Source organism: Planktosalinus sp. (genome assembly GCF_059864935.1).
Window position 1 is genome coordinate 1 of the sequence record NZ_JCBCCK010000010.1, and the last position, 18062, is coordinate 18062.

Consider the following 18062-nt stretch of genomic DNA (forward strand, 5'->3'; position numbering starts at 1 on the left):
ATCCACTTCACGCTTTACGCTTTCAATATACCCGCTTTCATCCTGTGCCTCAAACAGCAGGTAGGTGAGGAACTCTTTGTTTTCTTTTTTGAATTTGGACAAGCGCAGGCATAGCTCTAACATTTCTTCTTTAGAGCGATAGTACAGTTCTTTTTTTAGTTGGCTTACAGTGGAGGTTTTCATTAAATGCGGAATGTATTTATGTTACTTAACGTGAGTTCTTAGCGACCATGTTTCCGATAGCTGCCAGAAATGTTAGTAGAAAAAATGAAGCTATCCAGCCTTCGCTAAAGCTTCGGCAGGCAGGGTCACTAAGGCACTAAGTTACACAAAGATTATCAAAATACTTTGTATCTAAATGTTTTAAGCTAACGGTAGTAATTTAAAACGGGTCATCGCTATAAGTTTCCCGTTGCACGCGTTCCTGTTCCCTGAATCCACCAAAGTGCCAGGTAAATGCCACAGTGGCTATGCGGCTCTCGCGGTTAAACCTTCTGGTTTGTGAAAACACGGCGTCATCGGTTTGAATTTTGAATCTTCTAGTATTGAAGACGTCGCTTACGTTTACACTCACGGTTGCCCTGCGGTTAAACAGGTCTCTGCGGGCACCGATATTCACACCATACATTGGGTCAATTTTTCCTTGCGGAAGCGCAATCGGGCCGCGGTAATCTGCCATGAGTTGAATAGTGGCAATGTCCGGCAATACCCAGTTGGTCAGTAAATTGAGCGTCCAGCTAAAATTTGAATTGAAATAATTCTCACGGATGTTTCTTCCATTGATTTCAGAGTAGAATAAATTCCCCGTAAGGGTAGCGTCCAGCGTTGACAAAAACCGAAACTGATTGATGAGCTCAAAGCCGGTATCCCGTCTGTAATTGGCGTTGTCCCAGAGCTGAACAGCTGCATTGTTGGGCAGGAAACCGATAATCCGTGTCATCGCATCATTAGTACGGCGGTGATAAAGCGTTCCGCTAAGGAGCACTTTTTCCCAGTCACGATTGTAGCCCAGTTCATAACTGTCAGTATATGCAGGTTGTAAAAAGGGGTTTCCAAGGCGGGTGTTCAGTAAATCCTGTGCATTATAGAAAGGTGCTTGTTGCCCCCAGCTGGGGCGATTAATTCGCCGGCTGTAATTGACAGTAAATTCATCGTTTTCGCTTAAAGCATAAGTCAAATATGCACTGGGAAACAGATCAAAATAGTTGTTTTTATAGGTGGTCTGTGAGTTTTCATCAAACCCTTCGGTGTTGGTCCATTCAGCTCTTGCGCCCAATTGAAAGCCCACTTTTCCCAGGGTGTTTCTGTAAATGGCATAAGCGGCATGCACCTCTTCGTCAAACGGAAAGCGGTTGGCAATGGTGTCGTTCTGCACATACATTCCGGTGCTTAAATCCAGTTGCTCAAAGGTTTGGGCAGGTTGGTAATAAGAGAGGGTACTTTTTAAACCGGCTTCCATCTGGGCATTTTTGTTGAGTGGCTTGATGTAATCAAGTTGGGCAATCCACAAATTGGTATCCTGCGGGCGACCATAAATTTGATCCTGAAATTTCTCGGGTACTTCAGTTCCTGAGGAATCAAAAAAACGCTGATCAAAAAACTCGGTGCGTTCCTGGGTATTGTTTGCATAACTTACCGAAACATAGAGCCTTTGTCCCAAAGTGTCCAGCTTGATGTCCAAAGTTGTTCCCACTTCAATATTCCGTGAAAACTGGTCTTCAGTAAGGGTCCTGATAAACAGGCTGTCAAGCTGGGAGTTTTGGTTTAAATGCCTTTGGTTGTATATACGCAAACGATCACGGGAGGAGCGGTTTAACTGACCGTAGACTCCCCAGGTGATGTTTTCAGTGATGTCATAATCCATTCCTGCGCGAATCAAATGGGACTGGTTTTCGTTTTGAGTATTGAAATCCTGGTCGAGTAGGGGTGATACAGTTGGGTCTGTGGTGCGCCTTATACTTTCGCTTTCTTCAAACAAACTGCGAAACTGATAGTTGTATGACCCGTAAAAGTTGACATTTCCGGTAGCATAATTGAGGTTAATCCCACCCTGGTATTTATCACGTGTTCCCACAGAGGCGTTTATGGAGCCGTTAAAGCCCATACGTTGGTCTTTCTTTAGGATTAAGTTGATAATCCCGCCCACGCCATGTGCGTCATAGCGGGAGGAAGGATTAGTGATGAGTTCCACTTCCTTGATGCTGTTTGCAGGAAACTGCGCAAGAATGTTTTCCATTTCCTCACTGGTCATATTTGTGGGCCGGCCGTTGATGTAAATCAACACGTTACCGCTCCCCCGCATAGTGATGCCGCCTTCTTCATCAATCTGAATGGAAGGGAGGGTGTTGAGCAATTCTGAAGCGCTTGCACCTTGTGTGAGCACGTTGTTTTCTACATTATAAGTCCGTTTATCGATGTCGGTTTGAAAGAGGCGCGCGGCAGTGACTATAGTCACTTCATCCAATTGTTGACCGCCTGTATCCATACGGATGTTTCTTAAATTTACAGGAGCATCAGCTATGGTGACTTCCCGATATACCGTTGTATATCCCAAATAATCAAAACGAAAAAGGTAAGTGCCCGGGCTGGCAATTAGTTCAAATTCACCGTTAAGATCGGCAGCGACACCGTTGATTAGGGTGCTGTCAGCAACATGAAGTTGGGAAACCGTTGAAAATTCGAGTGGAAACCCAACTTCGCCATCGATGATTTTCCCGGTAACGGGAAATTGCTGGGCTGAAAGTGTAAAGCCGAACAGGATAATGAGTAAAGTAAAATAATAGGGAAGTTTATATTTTTGCATAGGCTTGCTAAAATACTGTTTGCAAGATTTATTAACAAGTGTTTTAACGAAGCCTTTAGAGGTTGATTTATTCCTGATTGATATGGCAGATGTCTTAAAGAAGATGCTTTTTCCGATATATTTAATTTAAAAATGTGGATTAGAGTATTAAAATTGATTATTATTATGCAAAAATTTTCAAACAGGTAATTTGTCAATTTTACAACTGAATAAACCCATACGGAATGATAGAAACCAAAGGCATCTATTTTAAATATAAGGACGGACCGGATTTCCGGTTTCCCGACATCACACTCAGCAGTTCTGAAGACCTGTTGATCAGCGGACCTTCAGGAATAGGAAAAACCACTTTGTTGCACATACTGGGCCTGCTGCTTTCGGTAAATGGGGGGAGTGTGACCATTAACAACACAAATACAGCAACAATGAATGAAAAGGAAAAAGACCTTTTCCGCGGCAAGCATATTGGTATTGTTTTTCAAAAACCAAGTTTTATACAATCCCTAAGTGTGCTGGAAAATATAGAGGCCAAATTGTTTTTTTCAAAATCGTCTGCCTCCATAGAACGTATAGACGAGATCTTGGAACGGCTGGAAATGCATCACCTCAAAAACAAAAACGTGCTTCAGCTTAGTGAAGGCCAGAAACAACGCCTCTCCATTGCTGTAGCGATGATCAACAAACCTTCTGTTATACTTGCTGATGAGCCCACTTCCCATCTGGACGATGACAATGGCGAAAAAGTAATCTCTTTGCTCAAGGAAGCAGCTGCTGCAGAAAATGCCAATCTGGTCCTAATTACCCATGACAAGCGCATCAATGCAATGTTTGATAAAATTTTAACCTTATGAACCTGTTTAAGTTAAGTTATAAAAACATCCTCTCAAAACCGCTCAATGCTTTTTTGAGTTTGGTTTTATTAGCATTGAGTGCCGGGCTAATTTCCATGTCACTGCATATACAAGAAAATTTCGCCGAAAGGACCCAAAAGAACACCGGAGGAATCGATATGGTAGTAGGGGCAAAGGGGAGTGCGTTGCAACTGATTCTCTCTTCGGTGTTGCATATTGACAACCCTACCGGGAACATCAACTATGCAGAGGCTCAAAAAATAGGCAAACATCCGCTTGTGGAGAGGGCCATTCCCATTTCATACGGTGATAATTATAAAGGCTACCGCATAGTTGGTACAATTCCGGAGTTTATAAATCTGTATGGGGCAACCGTCAATGAAGGGAAACACTTTAAACATATACTGGAAGTGGTTTTAGGGGCCAATGTAGCTACCAATACCGGTTTGCAAATAAATGATGAAATAACCGGTTCACACGGACTGATAGAAGACGGCATTGAAAAACACGATGACCACAAGCTAAAAGTAGTGGGCATCTTTGAGGCAACAAATTCAGTTTTGGACAATTTGATAGTTACCCCTTTGGAAACGGTCTGGAAAATTCACGATGACCACCATCAACACGACCTTGAGGAAGCAACCCATGAACAGCTTTTTGAGCAGGAAGATGATAACAGGGAAATTACGGCTTTGTTGGTAAAATTCAGAAGTCCGATGGGTTTTATGCAACTTCCCCGTACTATCAATTCTGATACCAATATGCAGGCGGCATTGACACGTTATGAAATGGAACGTTTGTATAATTTTACCGGTATTGGTGTAAAGATTATCAGTGTGATTGCCTTTGTTATCTTAATCATCTCTGTGTTCAGTATTTTTATTAGTTTATACAGAATCGTGAGGGACAGGCGTTATGAACTTGCCTTGATGCGCGTTTATGGCGCAAGCCGATCACAAATAATAACAGTTGTTTTTATTGAAGGGCTTATTATTGGTGTACTTGGATTTATACTGGGGATTCTTATGAGCAGACTGGGGGTTTTTGTTCTTTACAATTATCTGGATACCGAGTTTAAATACACTCTGAGCGGGCAGTTTTTTAACTTGTCTGAAATTTATATCTTGCTGGCCATTTTAGCGTTATTGATTATAGCCGCAGCATTTGCGGTTATCCCGCTCTTTAAATTAAATGTTTCTAAAATATTGACCAATGAAAAATAAACCCTTTATTCTGCTTATTACCTTGCTAATAAGTGTTCATACTTATTCTCAACAACAGTGGGTGACCTGGTCTGAACTTGCTGATGTAAATTTTAATATGGAGTATCTTGATCAGATAGGCGACTCTGTTTTAATCCCTGATTTTGGCGAATCGGTGAAGGCATTGGAAGGAAAAAAAATTGAAATTAAAGGGTATATATTGGATTTGGTAGATGATAAAGACCGGAAAATATTCATCCTTTCAAGAGAGCCGTTTGCAACCTGTTTTTTTTGCGGGTTAGCAGGACCTGAAACCATTATCGAACTTCATTTCAATAAATCGCAGAATTTTAAAACAGACCAGGTTGTAACCGTAGTGGGCACTTTAAGTTTAAATAAAAATGACATCAACCACTGCAATTACATCCTTAGAAATACTGAAGTTGCCAAATGAAATCAATAAAAAAGCACTCCCTTTTTGCCGCACAATTAATATTACTTGCCGCTTTATTTACAATGATTACCGCTTGTGGCGGGGGTTATGAATATTTGAACAAAGCAGAAAACCCTTTTAATTACCCACAGTATGACTACTTTACCGCCAAAGGGCTCAATCGTGTAAGTGATTTTGATTTACGGGGAAATGTAAAAAATGTGGTGCAATACAAGGCAACACAAAATCCTTTAGCCACCAAAAAAAGTCTGGATTTTGATATTTCATTTACACCTGAAGGCTACTTACTTACAAATTCAAATTATCATTCCCGTGCATTTTTTTTTCACGGAAAAAAAGATTTGGAAAGGACAGTTATTTATAAAAGGAGAGAAAAGCGATTGTTAGAAAACCATGTTTTGGCAGATTCTGTTACTGTTAAGTTGGTTAATACTTATGACAGACTCGGAAATCTTATAACAACTGAAGACGAGTTAAATCTTAGAAAGTATTATTACGATTCAAAAGAACGGCTGATCAAAGAAGAACAGTACCAAAAAACCAATGCAGGTGTCAGTAAATCGCCGGCATCTACCCATTTGTTTGAGATTAAAAATGACAAGTATAAGGAAAAAACAAGGCTGCGGGAAGAAATACCACAGGAAAACCTGTTGTTTTACAATACATTTCATGAGTTCTATTATTATGACGATACCGGAAACCTTGAAAAAAGACAAACGGCAACAATAAATGATACAATTACATTTCAATACAATAAACACAGGCAACTCACTGCTGAAACCCATACCAGGTCAGGAAAACCCTTTAGGGAAACCACATACCACTATGATGATTATAACAGGCTAATTGAAGAACACCAGTACAGGCAAGGGGCGCTTTTTCAAACGCATACATTAGTCTATGACGAAAAAGACCATTTAATTAAACGAACTTCCTACCTGAACACCAGAAAATTATCTGAAACTACCTATGAATATACTTTTGACACTAACAATAACTGGATTACCAAAACCACGGTAGTAAAAGACAAGTTTGATGGAGGGGTCTTTGAGCTTGGAACCATAAGCCGGGAAATTGAGTATTATTAGTGTTTTTTGAGGACATAGTTTGAACAGTATTTCGTCAGGGGTATCTGTAATTGCAACTACAATTATTAACAAATTCATTTATATTTGATAGTGACAGCAGGTAAGGCTGATATAAGTTCCGTATATAAACAAGTTGTGGTGCATTTAGAATAAACAAAATCATCCAACAAAAATTTGGAAAATGTTATCTTTTGAGATAACTTTGCTAAGTGAGCAGAAAGATTATCTTCTACGAGAACCACTTTATTGAGTTTTACCAAAAGCAAGATCAAAAAGTCAAAGGTAAAATACAATATGTTTTCGAACTGATTAAACAAGTAGACCGGGTTCCTAAAAAGTTTTTAGACCATATCACCGGAACTGACGGACTTTATGAAATTCGTGTTGAGTATCAATCGAACATCTACAGGATTTTTTGCTGCTTTGATGAAGGACAACTTGTTGTACTTTTTAACGGATTTCAAAAAAAGACACAGAAAACACCGCAAAATGAAATTGACAAAGCGGTACAATTAATGAATCGGTATTTTAGCAATAAAAAATAAGAAAATGAAAGATTATAAAAACATACAGTCATTTGACGAGTTAATCGAACTTGAGCACGGTAAAATTGGAACTGAAAGTCGTAACAAATACGAAGAAGGTGCTCAAATGTTTATCATTAGTGAAATGCTTAAATCGGCTCGAAAAGAAGCAAATATGACACAAGAACAATTGGCAGATAAGTCAGGAACCAAAAAAAGTTATATTTCGAAAATCGAAAATGCAAAAGGTAATATTCAACTCTCAACATTAATCAGGATTTTTGAGCAAGGACTGAACAGAAAAATCGGACTTACCTTTCTATAACCAAAAAAAAACGACTACCCGTTGCGCAATCCCGAAAACTTTCGGGACTGACTTTAGGCCTTCACAATTGTCATTGATTTTCCAAAACGTCATCAGCATCTCCTGATGCTGTTCCTTTATTTTATTGAATACAACAAGTATTTGTCTTAATTTAAAAGTGGCATCTGTAATTGTAACTACAATCCTTAATAAATTCACTTATATTTGAATAAATTAAAGAATAAGATATTTGACCTATAATTTATATTATGTAAAATAGAAATAATGGATTTAACCATGGCCCACTTCCTTATGCCCCTGCACCCAATCCATAAAAACAAAAAGACCACCTATCCGGATGGTCTTTTTGCAATTGATTGAATTCAAGCATTAAGAATTCTCCAATACAAAATCGATTATCCCTTCTTTTAATTTGTAGTGCAGTTGAATGTAATTGCGCATATCATCACGCAGTTCACTGCGGTCATTGAATAATGAACCGTTCAGGCTGTTTTCATTTGTCGCACGGTTGAAATTCGTCAAAACATTCCTGCAACGGTGTTTTAATTTTGAAATGGATTCTTTTTCAATTAAAATCCTGTTTTGTAAAGTATCCAACTTTTTTAAAGCTACTATACCCAGATCCTGCCGGGCGGTGATTTCGTCCAGTTTTTCCTGAAAGGTGTCCATTTCATCAAAGTGAAACCGAAGTTCGCGTTTCCAGGTATCGATATTAAACTTTAGCTCGCTTGAATTCATTGCTTTGGTCTCCATATGTTCTGATTTTTTGATTATACGTCTATTGTTTCGGTTTTAAACTCGTTGATCAATTGCTGTTGCACATTTGCCGGTACCGGCTCATACCCTTTTAAAGAGGTTGAAAAAGTCCCCCGCCCTTGGGTGATACTCCTCAATTGGGTTGAAAAGTTGTCCAGCTCGGCCTTAGGGATTTGACCTTTGATGACCTGATAGTTTCCTTCGGTATTAACACCTTGAATAACAGCACGTTTGGTTTGTAATTCGGTCATAACGCTGCCGGTCATGCTTTCAGGTATTTTGACTGTGATATCGTTTACAGGTTCCATCAACTTCGGGCTGGCATTTAAAAAGGCTTCTTTAAAAGCGTAAGCTCCGGCCAGTTTAAACGAAATATCATTGCTGTCCACCGCGTGCATTTTTCCGTCATAAACCATCACCCTTACATCCCTTGCATACGATTTGGTCAATGGGCCGTTTTCCATAACATCCAGTATGCCTTTCATCACTGATGGTAAATAGCGCGTGTCAATAACGCCACCAACGATACAGTTGTAGAAGACTAATTTTCCGCCCCAGGGCAATTCCACAATCTCTTTGCCCCTAATATTGAATCCATCGGGCTCTTCCATGCCTTCATACCAGGGTTCAATTTTTAAATGCACCTCACCAAATTGCCCCGAGCCGCCTGATTGTTTTTTATGCCTGTAATTGGCCGTTGCACTGCGTTGTATGGTTTCCCGGTAGGAAACTTTTGGCGGTTCAAATCGCGGTTTCACATTGTAAATGTTCTCCAGCATCCACTCTATCGCTGCCAAGTGCAATTCGCCCTGACAACCAATCACGGTTTGATGGGTTTCGTTGTTGTAATTTAAAACAAGTGTTGAGTCCTGATACCGAATGCGCTTGAGTGCCTCGTTGAGTTTTTCTTCCTCAGTGGAACTTGAAGCAAAAACCGCTTTTTCAAGGCGCGATTGAGGGAATCGCATCGGTTTTATCGTTGGGCTGTTTGCTTTTGCACCCAGGGTATCGTTGGTTTCGGTTGATTTTAATTTGGTGGTTGCACCCATATCACCTGCGGTTAATTTTTGAACAGCGTGCTTTACCTTGCCATCCATGATATACAACTGGTTGATGATTTCTTGCTCACCTGTTCGGGTATTGTACAATTTGTCATTTACCTTAACTTCGCCTGACATCACTTTAAAAAAAGACAACACACCCAGATTGGGCTGATATATAGACTTAAAAACAAATAATGAAGTTTCGCCGTCCGGATTGGCCGTTACCTCTACCCCATCCAATGTGGGCTCCGGTTTTAAATCACTTGCCGAGGGTACGACGTGATCAATGAATCCCATTAAACGCCCTGTTCCCATATCATTTAAGGCCGAAACACAAAATACCGGGAACAAATCGTGGTTGAGCATACCCAGCTTGATTCCTTTAAGTAATTCGGGTTCGTTTAAATGGCCTTTATCAAAATACAGTTCCATGAGTTCTTCGTCATTTTCGGCGGCTTTCTCGACCAATATATTGTGAAGATTGTCGGCTTTTTCTTTTTCGCTGTCGGGTATGGGTAATTTTTCGGGTTTTCCGCCTTCCGTGCCAAATTTGTAGCATTTCATTTTAAGCACGTCAATGATGCATTGGGTGCCATCAATCATAAGAGGATATTGAATCATCACTGCACTGTTGCCAACAAGTTCGTGCAAACTTCTGAATGCCATTTCAAAATTGGCTTTTTCATGGTCAATTTTATTGATAACAAACAAGGTGGGTTTGTTATAACGGTCAGCATAGTTCCAGATAATTTCGGCACCCACATCCACACCGTGTTTTGCGTTGATGACCATGGCCAACGTATCAGCTACCCGAATGGAAGAAATAATTTCCCCGATAAAATCGTCCATACCGGGTGTGTCAATGATGTTGATTTTGAAGTTGCGCCATTCGGTGTGCAAAGGGGTAGCAAAAACAGAAGCACCTCGACGGTGCTCTAGTTCGTGATAATCTGAAACGGTATTTTGTTGCTCTGTGCTGCCTCTTCGGTTGATTAACCCGGCCTCAAACAACATGGTTTCCGCCAGTGTTGTTTTGCCGGAGTGATGCGCACCGACAAAGGCTACATTTTTAATGTGCTTGTTGTCAAATACTTTCATATTTAAATAGTTTGCGAGGTGAGTAATAAAGGTAAAAAAACTTTTTAAAGTTACTGCCTGTTATTCTATAAAAATATGACAATGGTTAGGTTTTAGATTTTTTTTTTAAATTGAATCCGTTTTCTTTAATACCTTTTCCGGAAATGACCTGAACGGTAAAAGATTTTTGAGAAGTGAGATTACTCTCCCCTGATAACGACCAAAGTACCCTTATCTCCGGTCATCAAAAACCATTCGCTTTCCATTAATAAAGTATTGTTGTCATCAATTACCCTAAAATGAGCAGTGTTTGCGCCGGCGGTTCCTTGATTTAGGGCTTGCAATTCAATAATATTTTGGCCTTCACTTAATTCAATTATTATTTTTTGAAAGTCCCCTCTTAATTCTAAACTATTTGAAATAACATCATCATTTAAATAAACCCTAACCCTGTCGCCATCCACTTTTAAATGGTCACGCACCAATACTTCAATATATTTACTTGATGTATTTACAGTCCCCAACTTTAAGCCTTCTTCATATTCTTTCTTTTTAATAATACTGGTTTCGCTTAGCCATTTGGGCTTATAATCAAACGTACGTGTCATTAAACCATGGTCTGTGGTCATATTGAACTCCTTTTCTTCTTCAGTGGATAGAGGTTTGGGTTTGTCTTCTTTGGTATTTAAAAAGCTGTTGTTGTTTGAAAGGCTGCGCGGTGCATTGGTTCTTAACGGTTCGTTGAAGCTGTCGTTGCTCTCCTCTGCGTTAATGGGTGTGCCAAAACCGGTGTTGTTGTCAATTTGTGCAAAGGCAGGAATTGAAATCAGAAATGCAAATGTGATATATAACGCTGTTTTCATTTTAATTTTATTTCTTGATGTTACAACAAATACTGTACCTTATTGAATGTGATTTTTTCAAAAAACTTGATTTATATATCTATGCACTAATTATAAATAAATATTCTGCGAAAATCAGCGAAATCAGCGGGCAAATATGAGACGTTTTTCTCCCGCAGATTACCGCTGATTAACTCTGATAAAAAATTAATTTAGACTTTTATATGCTTTATAAACACTATATGATACTAAATTTAATTAATGCTTTTCTTTTTCTTGCTTACGTTTTAAAAAATAATGGTCGAGTGAGTATTTACCGCTTCCGGTAAAAAGCAATACCACATACACTATCAGGTAAAATAAGGCCAATTCTTTACGTTGAAACGGATCATCAGCATGAACGATAAAAAACGCCATAAACATGGCAATCAACAGCGGGATTGCAGCCAATTTGGTTGCCAGGCCAATTATAATCAAAACAGAACAAATTACTTCAGCAAATACAGTAAGCGTCAAAGTGGCTTCTACTCCTATTCCCAATGGATCTCCAAATGAAATGGGGTCACTGCCAAAGAGCCTGAAGAGTTTTGGGATACCGTGAGTGAGCATCAATCCGCCCACTCCGAGTCTTAATAATAAAATTCCAATATCAGTGTTTCGTAAATTTAAAATGGTTGAATATTTTTTTGAACTCACAGCTATAAAATTTTCCAATCCTTAAAAATATTTAAAAAGCTTTTAACTCTGCCCTTTTTTAACACTTTTATAATCTGAATGCTTCTTAAGAATAAAAAATTGTTAATTATTTAATTTTAAGTGCTTTGTATCAATTTTTTTTACGACATTTAAAGAGTATTCAATAAAAATACTGTCATGGAAACCAATGCACCTACTATCCCCGGCATAATAAATTTGAAAAGGCTTGAAAATAAATACAAGCAACTGATTGAAAGTGCCTACAACCTCAGACAGTCTGATGACAGTTTGAGCGATGTTTTTTACTATGAAGCTGAAAAGGTATTGACCCAGCTGAGATTGCTGCGTTCAACTTTGATGTCAAACTAAAACGGATACCCTATTGCAAAGTTCAATATGGGGTTTTTATAATCAAAGTTCCAGCGTTCACCTTTTGGCAATGATGGTGTCTTGAGTGGTGCAGCCAGGTCAAACCGGATCACAAATCCCTGAACATCCACCCGCACCCCTACTCCTGTTCCAATTCCGAGTTCCTCAAGAAAATCATTACTGAATTCACCTCCCGGTAACGAGTTATTGCTTTTTGTGTTCCAAACATTCCCGGCATCGGCAAAAACGGCTCCTTTTAAAAATGAATATATCGGGAACCGGTATTCCATATTGGCTTCCAGCCTGATGTTTCCCGTTTGTTCAAAAAACGAATTGACAGTTCCATTTTCAGGAGCATAAGTTCCCGGACCTAAGGATCGGATTCTAAATGCCCGAACACTGTATGGACCCCCTGAATAAAACTGTTTGGTAAAAGGCATCACTTCAGAATTTCCGTAAGCGAGCCCAATTCCCCCATAGACCCTGGTGACCAGTTTCTGTCCGGAACCCACTCTTAAATGGTATCTCAAATCTAAATCGGCTTTGGCATATTGGGCATATTCCAGCCCCAGGAATGATTTGGGGCCATTATCGCTACCTGTGACCAAAGACAAACTATTTCCGGCTATATCCAGTGTGGAGTTTACAAATATCTGATGTGTTTTTAATGCGTCTACAAGACCATTATAAGTGAATGAATAGGTCATACCGGCTATGAACTGCTGATTAAAACTACTTCTTAAAAACGGGTTGTCCTCAAGAATTTGTTCAAACTCCGGCGTAGTGTTTGAAAGGTTGACATAATTGATGGTTGCCGGAAAATACTCGTGTGTGATAAACCTGTTGGCATGCCAGACATAACCAAAACGTCCTGAAACTGTATTTAAAGTGTACAGTTTACTTCTGTTCAAATAATCAACCCCGGCACTGACCACTGTTTTGGGAATGTTGTATTTAAACCAGTCATCACTGATTTTAATGGGGAAAAGTATCCGGGGGAAAACCAATTCAGCTTCGGCACCAAGCAAAGTACTGCTTAAACCCGACTGACTGCCTGAGGCTATTTGAAACTCATACCCCCCCCTTAACGTGAGATTTAATATTTCACCGCCCCTGAACAGGTTTCTGTTGGTTAAGGTGGTTGACAAACTGGGGCCGGAAAAGTTGTTTGATTTGGTCACTGCCTGCAATTCTGCCCTGATGGAGCGTTTGTCCATAGGGGTCAAAAAGATATTGGCTTCCAGTTTTCCTTTTTCATCTGTTGCCAAGGTATCCAACTCATCGTAGCGGATGTTTACAAATTTGTATGCCCCAATGGAAGCCAGCCTCCTTGCTGTATTTCTTGAATTTTCCGGGTTGAAATAATCGCCCTCGTCAATTAAAATGTATGGAAGCAGTCTTTTTTCTTTAAAGAATTCTTCTTTCTGATAAAAGTTTTTTTCATCCAGACGAATAACATCTTCTTCGGAATATTCATCACTCATTTGATAATTTGGATAAATATTCACTCTTTCAATTTGATAGGGAATAATTGATTTTTCAGGAACTTCACGTTTTAATCGCAGGAATAAATCAAACCTGCGGTTTTTATACTGGTTGGTATCTGCTTCAAAAATGAGAAATCCTTCATTAAAATTGTAATAACCTTTGCTTTTTAAACTTAAATCAATGCGTTCACGCTCAAAACGTAACTCATTCAAATCAAACCGCATACCTTTTTTTAAATTTGTTTTGTCAAGTGAGATTTTGATGGAATCATAAACAGCTAAAGTGTCGCTGTCAATGATATAATTCTCCATCAAATAGGGTTCGGTCAATGTGACTTGGTAGTTTATTTTCGCCCTTTTTTTCTTTTCATTTTCGGTGATTTCTGAAGCGACATCACTGTAAATAAACCCCCGGTTTTCCAGCCTGTTCAAGATGAGTTTTTCTGTTTGTTCCACATTGATGTCTGAAAGGTACACGGGTTCTTCGCCAATGCGCTTGTTGAGAAATTTGTTTAAAAACCCGGGATTTTCACGCTGACTTTTATAATGCACCAAAAGCCCCAGTCGTGAGCCCAGTATTTTTGAATTGGGTTCTGGCCTGAGCACATCTTCCACATCACTTTCTACCCTGCTAAACCCACTCACTTTAGTATCGCCTTCATAGTCAATATTTGCGCCGGTGTAAAGTAGTTGGCCTTCAGGAATAAATCGTTTGACATTGCACGATTGTAAACCGATTAAAAGGATTACAAAAACAAGGGTTAAATATTTATATTCAACTTTATTCATCGTTTTCTGCTTCTGAATTATTCACTTCTTCTTCAACCTGTCTGGCGAAAAGTTCTTTGTACTGATTAAACTCCCTTGTAAAAATAAGTGCAATACCGTTGACGATGAGCTGGCCGTCAATAACGTTTTCATATTGATTTCGACGAAAGCCTTTTAAACGAAACCTTCCGTTTTCTGTAATTAGGTACTCCACACTCACATTGCCTATTACTGGCGTGGTTTCATTAGGGTCCTGATTACTCCCTTGTACATCCACTTCACTACCCACGCTCACAATCACCCTATCATTAAGCAATCGCTTTCTGGCGGTAATGTCCAGTTGTGTTCTATCCTGTGCACCTTCACCCTGATAGTCTGTAAAACTGTCCAATCCAAAATCCAGTTCAAAGCCGGTACGCCCAAGCAATTGGTTAGAAAACAAATTGAGTTGATCTGAAAGTGCCTGATTGAGGTTGTTTCGCGCAAGCGACAAGGTTCCACCGCCACTGCCATCACTACCCGACTGTGGAAAAAACCTGTTGAGCACCAACAATGAAAACACTTGTTTGTTGAGTTCTTCCTCCTGTTGATTCAATGAGCGCACTCTATTGTAAACCTGCCCGCCAATGGCACCACGTGAATCTGCCGGCATATCGAGATTGAATGTGAGTATGGGTTTTGTAAGCTCACCGTCAATGTTCATATACACCAAAAACGGCAATTGTTGCCTGTACCTGTTCATTTCTTCGCCACTTGCACCCACCGTAGACGAAGCCATTAAAGAAGATGCCGCAGCCTGGACCCGGTAAATGGCCCTGATGTCCATATTGGCATCAAACGGATCACCTGCCCAAGTGATGCTGCTTCCGGGATCAATTTCAAACTTTCTTTTTACCAGGTTGTAGAGATTCATTTCAAAATGTCCTTTACTCATAACATACCGTCCGGAAAGCGTTGTGCGTCCATTGGAATAGATATTGAAATTGAGATTGCCCTCCCCTCCCAGTTGCAAATTATCACCGGTGCGTTCATCGATGATTATATTAAAAATGGCGTTTTCATTTATGGTAACGACTGAATTGACAGCAAATCCAGTAAGTATAAAAGTATCATCACGTGTCTGGGTGAGAATGTCGTCCGGGTCTTCACGATTTACAAAGATTACCATACCATCGCGCTCTTCCATTTCTAGTTCAGAGTCAGTGAGTATGTAGGTGATGTTGGTTTCCGGGCCAACAATGAGTTTTATGTCCAGTTGCGGCAGATTGAGGTCGCCTGTGAGTTTTGCATCTACATCAAATACCGCAGTACCATAAAACAAATCGTTATCATCGCGGGTGGAGTTTAATGCCCTGAAGTTTTTAGCAGCAAACTGCAGGTCAAACTTAGGATTGGTCAACGTTTCTGTGAGCACTTTTCCGTTAACCGTAAATTTGTTTCCATTTTCATCAGTAATGTTGAAATTGTTTAGATTCAACCCTTCATTGGTTACTGTCAGGTTTTCGTTTTGCATTAAAAATTTCGCATTTAACTTAGCAACTCTAAGCCCGGCATCCATAAAATTGATATTTCCGTTATATTGGGGGTCAGACGTTGTGCCGTTTACTTTTATTTTACCGGAAATATAGCCTTCCGGGTCAGTGAGTTCGCCACGGGAAAACCCTGCCAAAGCACTCATTTTTAATTCGTTTAACTCTAATTCCAGATTGAGTCTTGCCGCTTCCTCGTCGGCTTGATAATCTCCGGTGAGGTCAAGGTCGATATCGCCTCCTTTGAGTGCGAGGTTAAAATCATAAATTCCCTCATTGACTTCCCGTGCATCGAGGCTCAAATTGCCCAAAGGCACTTCCATGATATTGAATTCCTCAATTTGCAAATCGGCCACAAGTCCCATACTTCCAAAAGGCTCTTCAACAACCAAATTTCCGTAGAGCCTTCCTCTTGCCAGATTTTCTTCCGGATTGAGGTAATTTAAAAAGTCTGATAACCTGAAGTTTTCAAAGTGTACGGCAAGGTGTTCTTTTTCAATTTCAGGTTTGTCACTCAGTATTTCAAAAAGTTGTGACTCATAGCTGATTCTAAACTCGTTGACGGAAAGGTGATTTTCTGCGTAGTCAATCTCATTGGTCGCAGGTATGTTCCAGTTTTTTTTATTGATGATAAAGTTTTCGGGTTTGATGTGAATACGAATCGTGTCATTGACACTTGAAATTTTTGAATTGATTTGAACTATTTGTTCATCTTCGAAATAGGAATTGAAATCCAGGTGCAGGTCTTTCTCGTGAAAATTGCCTACAAAGATTGATTCACTAATAGATACAGGCCCGGTAGTGAGGTTTTCAAAACCGAAATCAAATGTAAAGTGCTCAGAATTTGAATTTAGATTGAAAACTAAATCTTCAATGATGCTTCCATCATAGTTGATGTGTGGCATTTCAACCCCGGCATAGAGGTGGCGGTCTTTTTCATTGAAATCAACTGAAATTGAAATAGTGTCCAAACGGTTTAATTCTTGCACAAAAACTTCGCTGATTATAGGTGCTAAATTGATGCTGGACCTGATACTTAGGGCTACAGGATTGATAATTGTGTCAGAAACAGTTGTATCAGTTTCATCAGCAAAATAACTTCTAATATGTCTTTCTATAGCCAGTGCAAAATCTTCAGGGCTTGCATTGGAGCGCAGTTCCAGATTAAACATTTTGTTTTTGATATCCACTGAAGTGGTGTCTTTTTGAACCAACGCTGCTATTTTAAAGTCACCCAGCAAATAAGACCGCTTGTTATAAACTGCCAGTCCGTTTTGTATTTCAGAAACCAGGGTAAAGTTTTCAGTATTCCCTTTAAAATCGGCGTTTAAGACAAATGCACCTCTAATGTCTTTTTCGGTAAGGCCCAACCCTATCAAATCAGCACCTTTTAAATCAAGGTCAACCACAAACCGCGGTGCAACGGAGTCTAATTGCATAAAAGTTTCAAAAATCACATCCAGGTTTTCATCCTTGTAAGCTGACTTAACCATACCCTCACTATTAACGATTTCACCGTCGATGACAAGGTCTTTGATGGCATAGTCGTTCATTTCAAAACTGATGATCCGGGCTTCCATATCGGCGTCAAGGGTATTGATACTGCTCCCCTTCCCTTTCGCGTTAAGCGTAAAATTCAGGTTGCCCAATTGTTCGTTTTTCAGTAGTTTGCCCAACTGAAGTTCACTGACACTCACATCTGCTTGAAAGGCCAGTTCGTTTTTATTGAAATAACTTCCTTTAAATTGAATGTCACCTTCCGGGATATTGATTACGGCCTGAGCGGTTAAATCATCGGGGGCGCCTTTGAAATTGCTTTTCAGCGAAATGGTTTCAGGAATTGAAATTCCAAGTTCTTCTTCGTCCACAAAAGCCAACACATCTTTTCGAACCGATGTTAAATTGAACGTTTGAAAATCCATCTGAAGATTCTCAGGTTCCATAGCATTTTGGACATTACCATTTAATTTAATTGAAGTGGTTTGTCCCCAGTAAATATCAGTATTGGTAATGTTAAGATTGTTTAATGTTCCTGAAACAGCTAAGTTTCCCCTAAGCGGCTTTTTGCTTAAAGCCATAAAGTGTTTATTGGATTTCAATTCCGGTTCAAACCGAAGGACATCTTTTGTTTCAATATCAAATGCAGGGAGGTTGAGTTGAATTCCTGTGTTTTCAAATTGGTTGAACAATTGGTTGATTGAGATATAAGTGAGTGCGATGTTGCCTTGCAGGTAGTTTTCGTTGACAT

Annotated in this window: 14 protein-coding genes and 1 pseudogene; 7 read left to right on the plus strand and 8 right to left on the minus strand. The window is 39.6% G+C overall.

What is annotated here, in order from left to right:
- Both AC6F75_RS00300 and AC6F75_RS00305 read right to left on the minus strand, forming a co-directional pair.
- A pseudogene (locus tag AC6F75_RS00300) lies at positions 1-183 on the minus strand (hypothetical protein); the annotation flags it as partial.
- A 199-nt stretch (positions 184-382) separates the two neighbouring features.
- Complete coding sequence (locus tag AC6F75_RS00305) at positions 383-2803, minus strand: TonB-dependent receptor domain-containing protein (protein WP_500712931.1); 2421 nt, start codon at positions 2801-2803, stop codon at positions 383-385.
- Between the two features lie 224 nt (positions 2804-3027).
- Between AC6F75_RS00305 and AC6F75_RS00310 the strand changes: the two genes are divergently transcribed.
- The 6 genes from AC6F75_RS00310 to AC6F75_RS00335 all read left to right on the plus strand — a co-directional run bounded on the left by AC6F75_RS00310 (position 3028) and on the right by AC6F75_RS00335 (position 7247).
- Positions 3028-3654 carry an ATP-binding cassette domain-containing protein gene (locus AC6F75_RS00310; RefSeq protein WP_500712932.1) on the plus strand — a complete coding sequence of 209 codons (627 nt, stop codon included), beginning with the start codon at positions 3028-3030 and terminating at the stop codon, positions 3652-3654.
- Positions 3651-4877, plus strand: a complete 1227-nt coding sequence (locus AC6F75_RS00315) for an FtsX-like permease family protein (RefSeq protein WP_500712933.1) — start codon at positions 3651-3653, stop codon at positions 4875-4877. The genes AC6F75_RS00310 and AC6F75_RS00315 overlap by 4 nt, the downstream gene beginning before the upstream one ends.
- Positions 4867-5310 (plus strand): hypothetical protein, encoded by a 444-nt coding sequence (locus AC6F75_RS00320; RefSeq protein WP_500712934.1) that lies wholly within the window; start codon positions 4867-4869, stop codon positions 5308-5310. Before AC6F75_RS00315 ends, AC6F75_RS00320 begins: the two co-directional genes overlap by 11 nt.
- Positions 5307-6398, plus strand: a complete 1092-nt coding sequence (locus tag AC6F75_RS00325; RefSeq protein ID WP_500712935.1) for a hypothetical protein — start codon at positions 5307-5309, stop codon at positions 6396-6398. Before AC6F75_RS00320 ends, AC6F75_RS00325 begins: the two co-directional genes overlap by 4 nt.
- A 209-nt stretch (positions 6399-6607) precedes the next feature.
- Positions 6608-6943 carry a type II toxin-antitoxin system RelE/ParE family toxin gene (locus AC6F75_RS00330; RefSeq protein WP_500712936.1) on the plus strand — a complete coding sequence of 112 codons (336 nt, stop codon included), beginning with the start codon at positions 6608-6610 and terminating at the stop codon, positions 6941-6943.
- A 4-nt stretch (positions 6944-6947) separates the two neighbouring features.
- The gene (locus AC6F75_RS00335; RefSeq protein WP_500712937.1) at positions 6948-7247 is read left to right on the plus strand and encodes a helix-turn-helix domain-containing protein; all 300 of its coding nucleotides are present in this window, start codon (positions 6948-6950) and stop codon (positions 7245-7247) included.
- A gap of 369 nt (positions 7248-7616) precedes the next feature.
- Here AC6F75_RS00335 and AC6F75_RS00340 read toward each other — a convergent pair whose 3' ends face one another.
- From AC6F75_RS00340 to AC6F75_RS00355, 4 genes are all read right to left on the minus strand, one after another.
- Positions 7617-8000 carry a hypothetical protein gene (locus tag AC6F75_RS00340; protein ID WP_500712938.1) on the minus strand — a complete coding sequence of 128 codons (384 nt, stop codon included), beginning with the start codon at positions 7998-8000 and terminating at the stop codon, positions 7617-7619.
- 17 nt (positions 8001-8017) lie between these two features.
- Entirely contained in the window at positions 8018-10144 is a 2127-nt protein-coding gene (locus AC6F75_RS00345; protein WP_500712939.1) for an elongation factor G, read from the minus strand.
- A gap of 179 nt (positions 10145-10323) precedes the next feature.
- Complete coding sequence (locus AC6F75_RS00350; protein ID WP_500712940.1) at positions 10324-10986, minus strand: hypothetical protein; 663 nt, start codon at positions 10984-10986, stop codon at positions 10324-10326.
- A gap of 237 nt (positions 10987-11223) precedes the next feature.
- Entirely contained in the window at positions 11224-11661 is a 438-nt protein-coding gene (locus AC6F75_RS00355; protein WP_500712941.1) for a DoxX family membrane protein, read from the minus strand.
- A gap of 177 nt (positions 11662-11838) precedes the next feature.
- Here AC6F75_RS00355 and AC6F75_RS00360 point away from each other — a divergent pair, with 177 nt between their 5' ends.
- Complete coding sequence (locus AC6F75_RS00360) at positions 11839-12030, plus strand: Lacal_2735 family protein (protein ID WP_500712942.1); 192 nt, start codon at positions 11839-11841, stop codon at positions 12028-12030.
- Here AC6F75_RS00360 and tamL read toward each other — a convergent pair.
- A complete protein-coding gene (tamL, locus tag AC6F75_RS00365; protein WP_500712943.1) occupies positions 12027-14306 on the minus strand; it encodes a translocation and assembly module lipoprotein TamL in 2280 nt (759 codons plus the stop codon). The two genes, AC6F75_RS00360 and tamL, sit on opposite strands and share 4 nt — an antisense overlap.
- Positions 14299-18062 (minus strand): translocation/assembly module TamB domain-containing protein (locus AC6F75_RS00370; RefSeq protein WP_500712944.1); only part of this gene is annotated, 3764 nt, incomplete at its 5' end. The genes tamL and AC6F75_RS00370, both read right to left, overlap by 8 nt.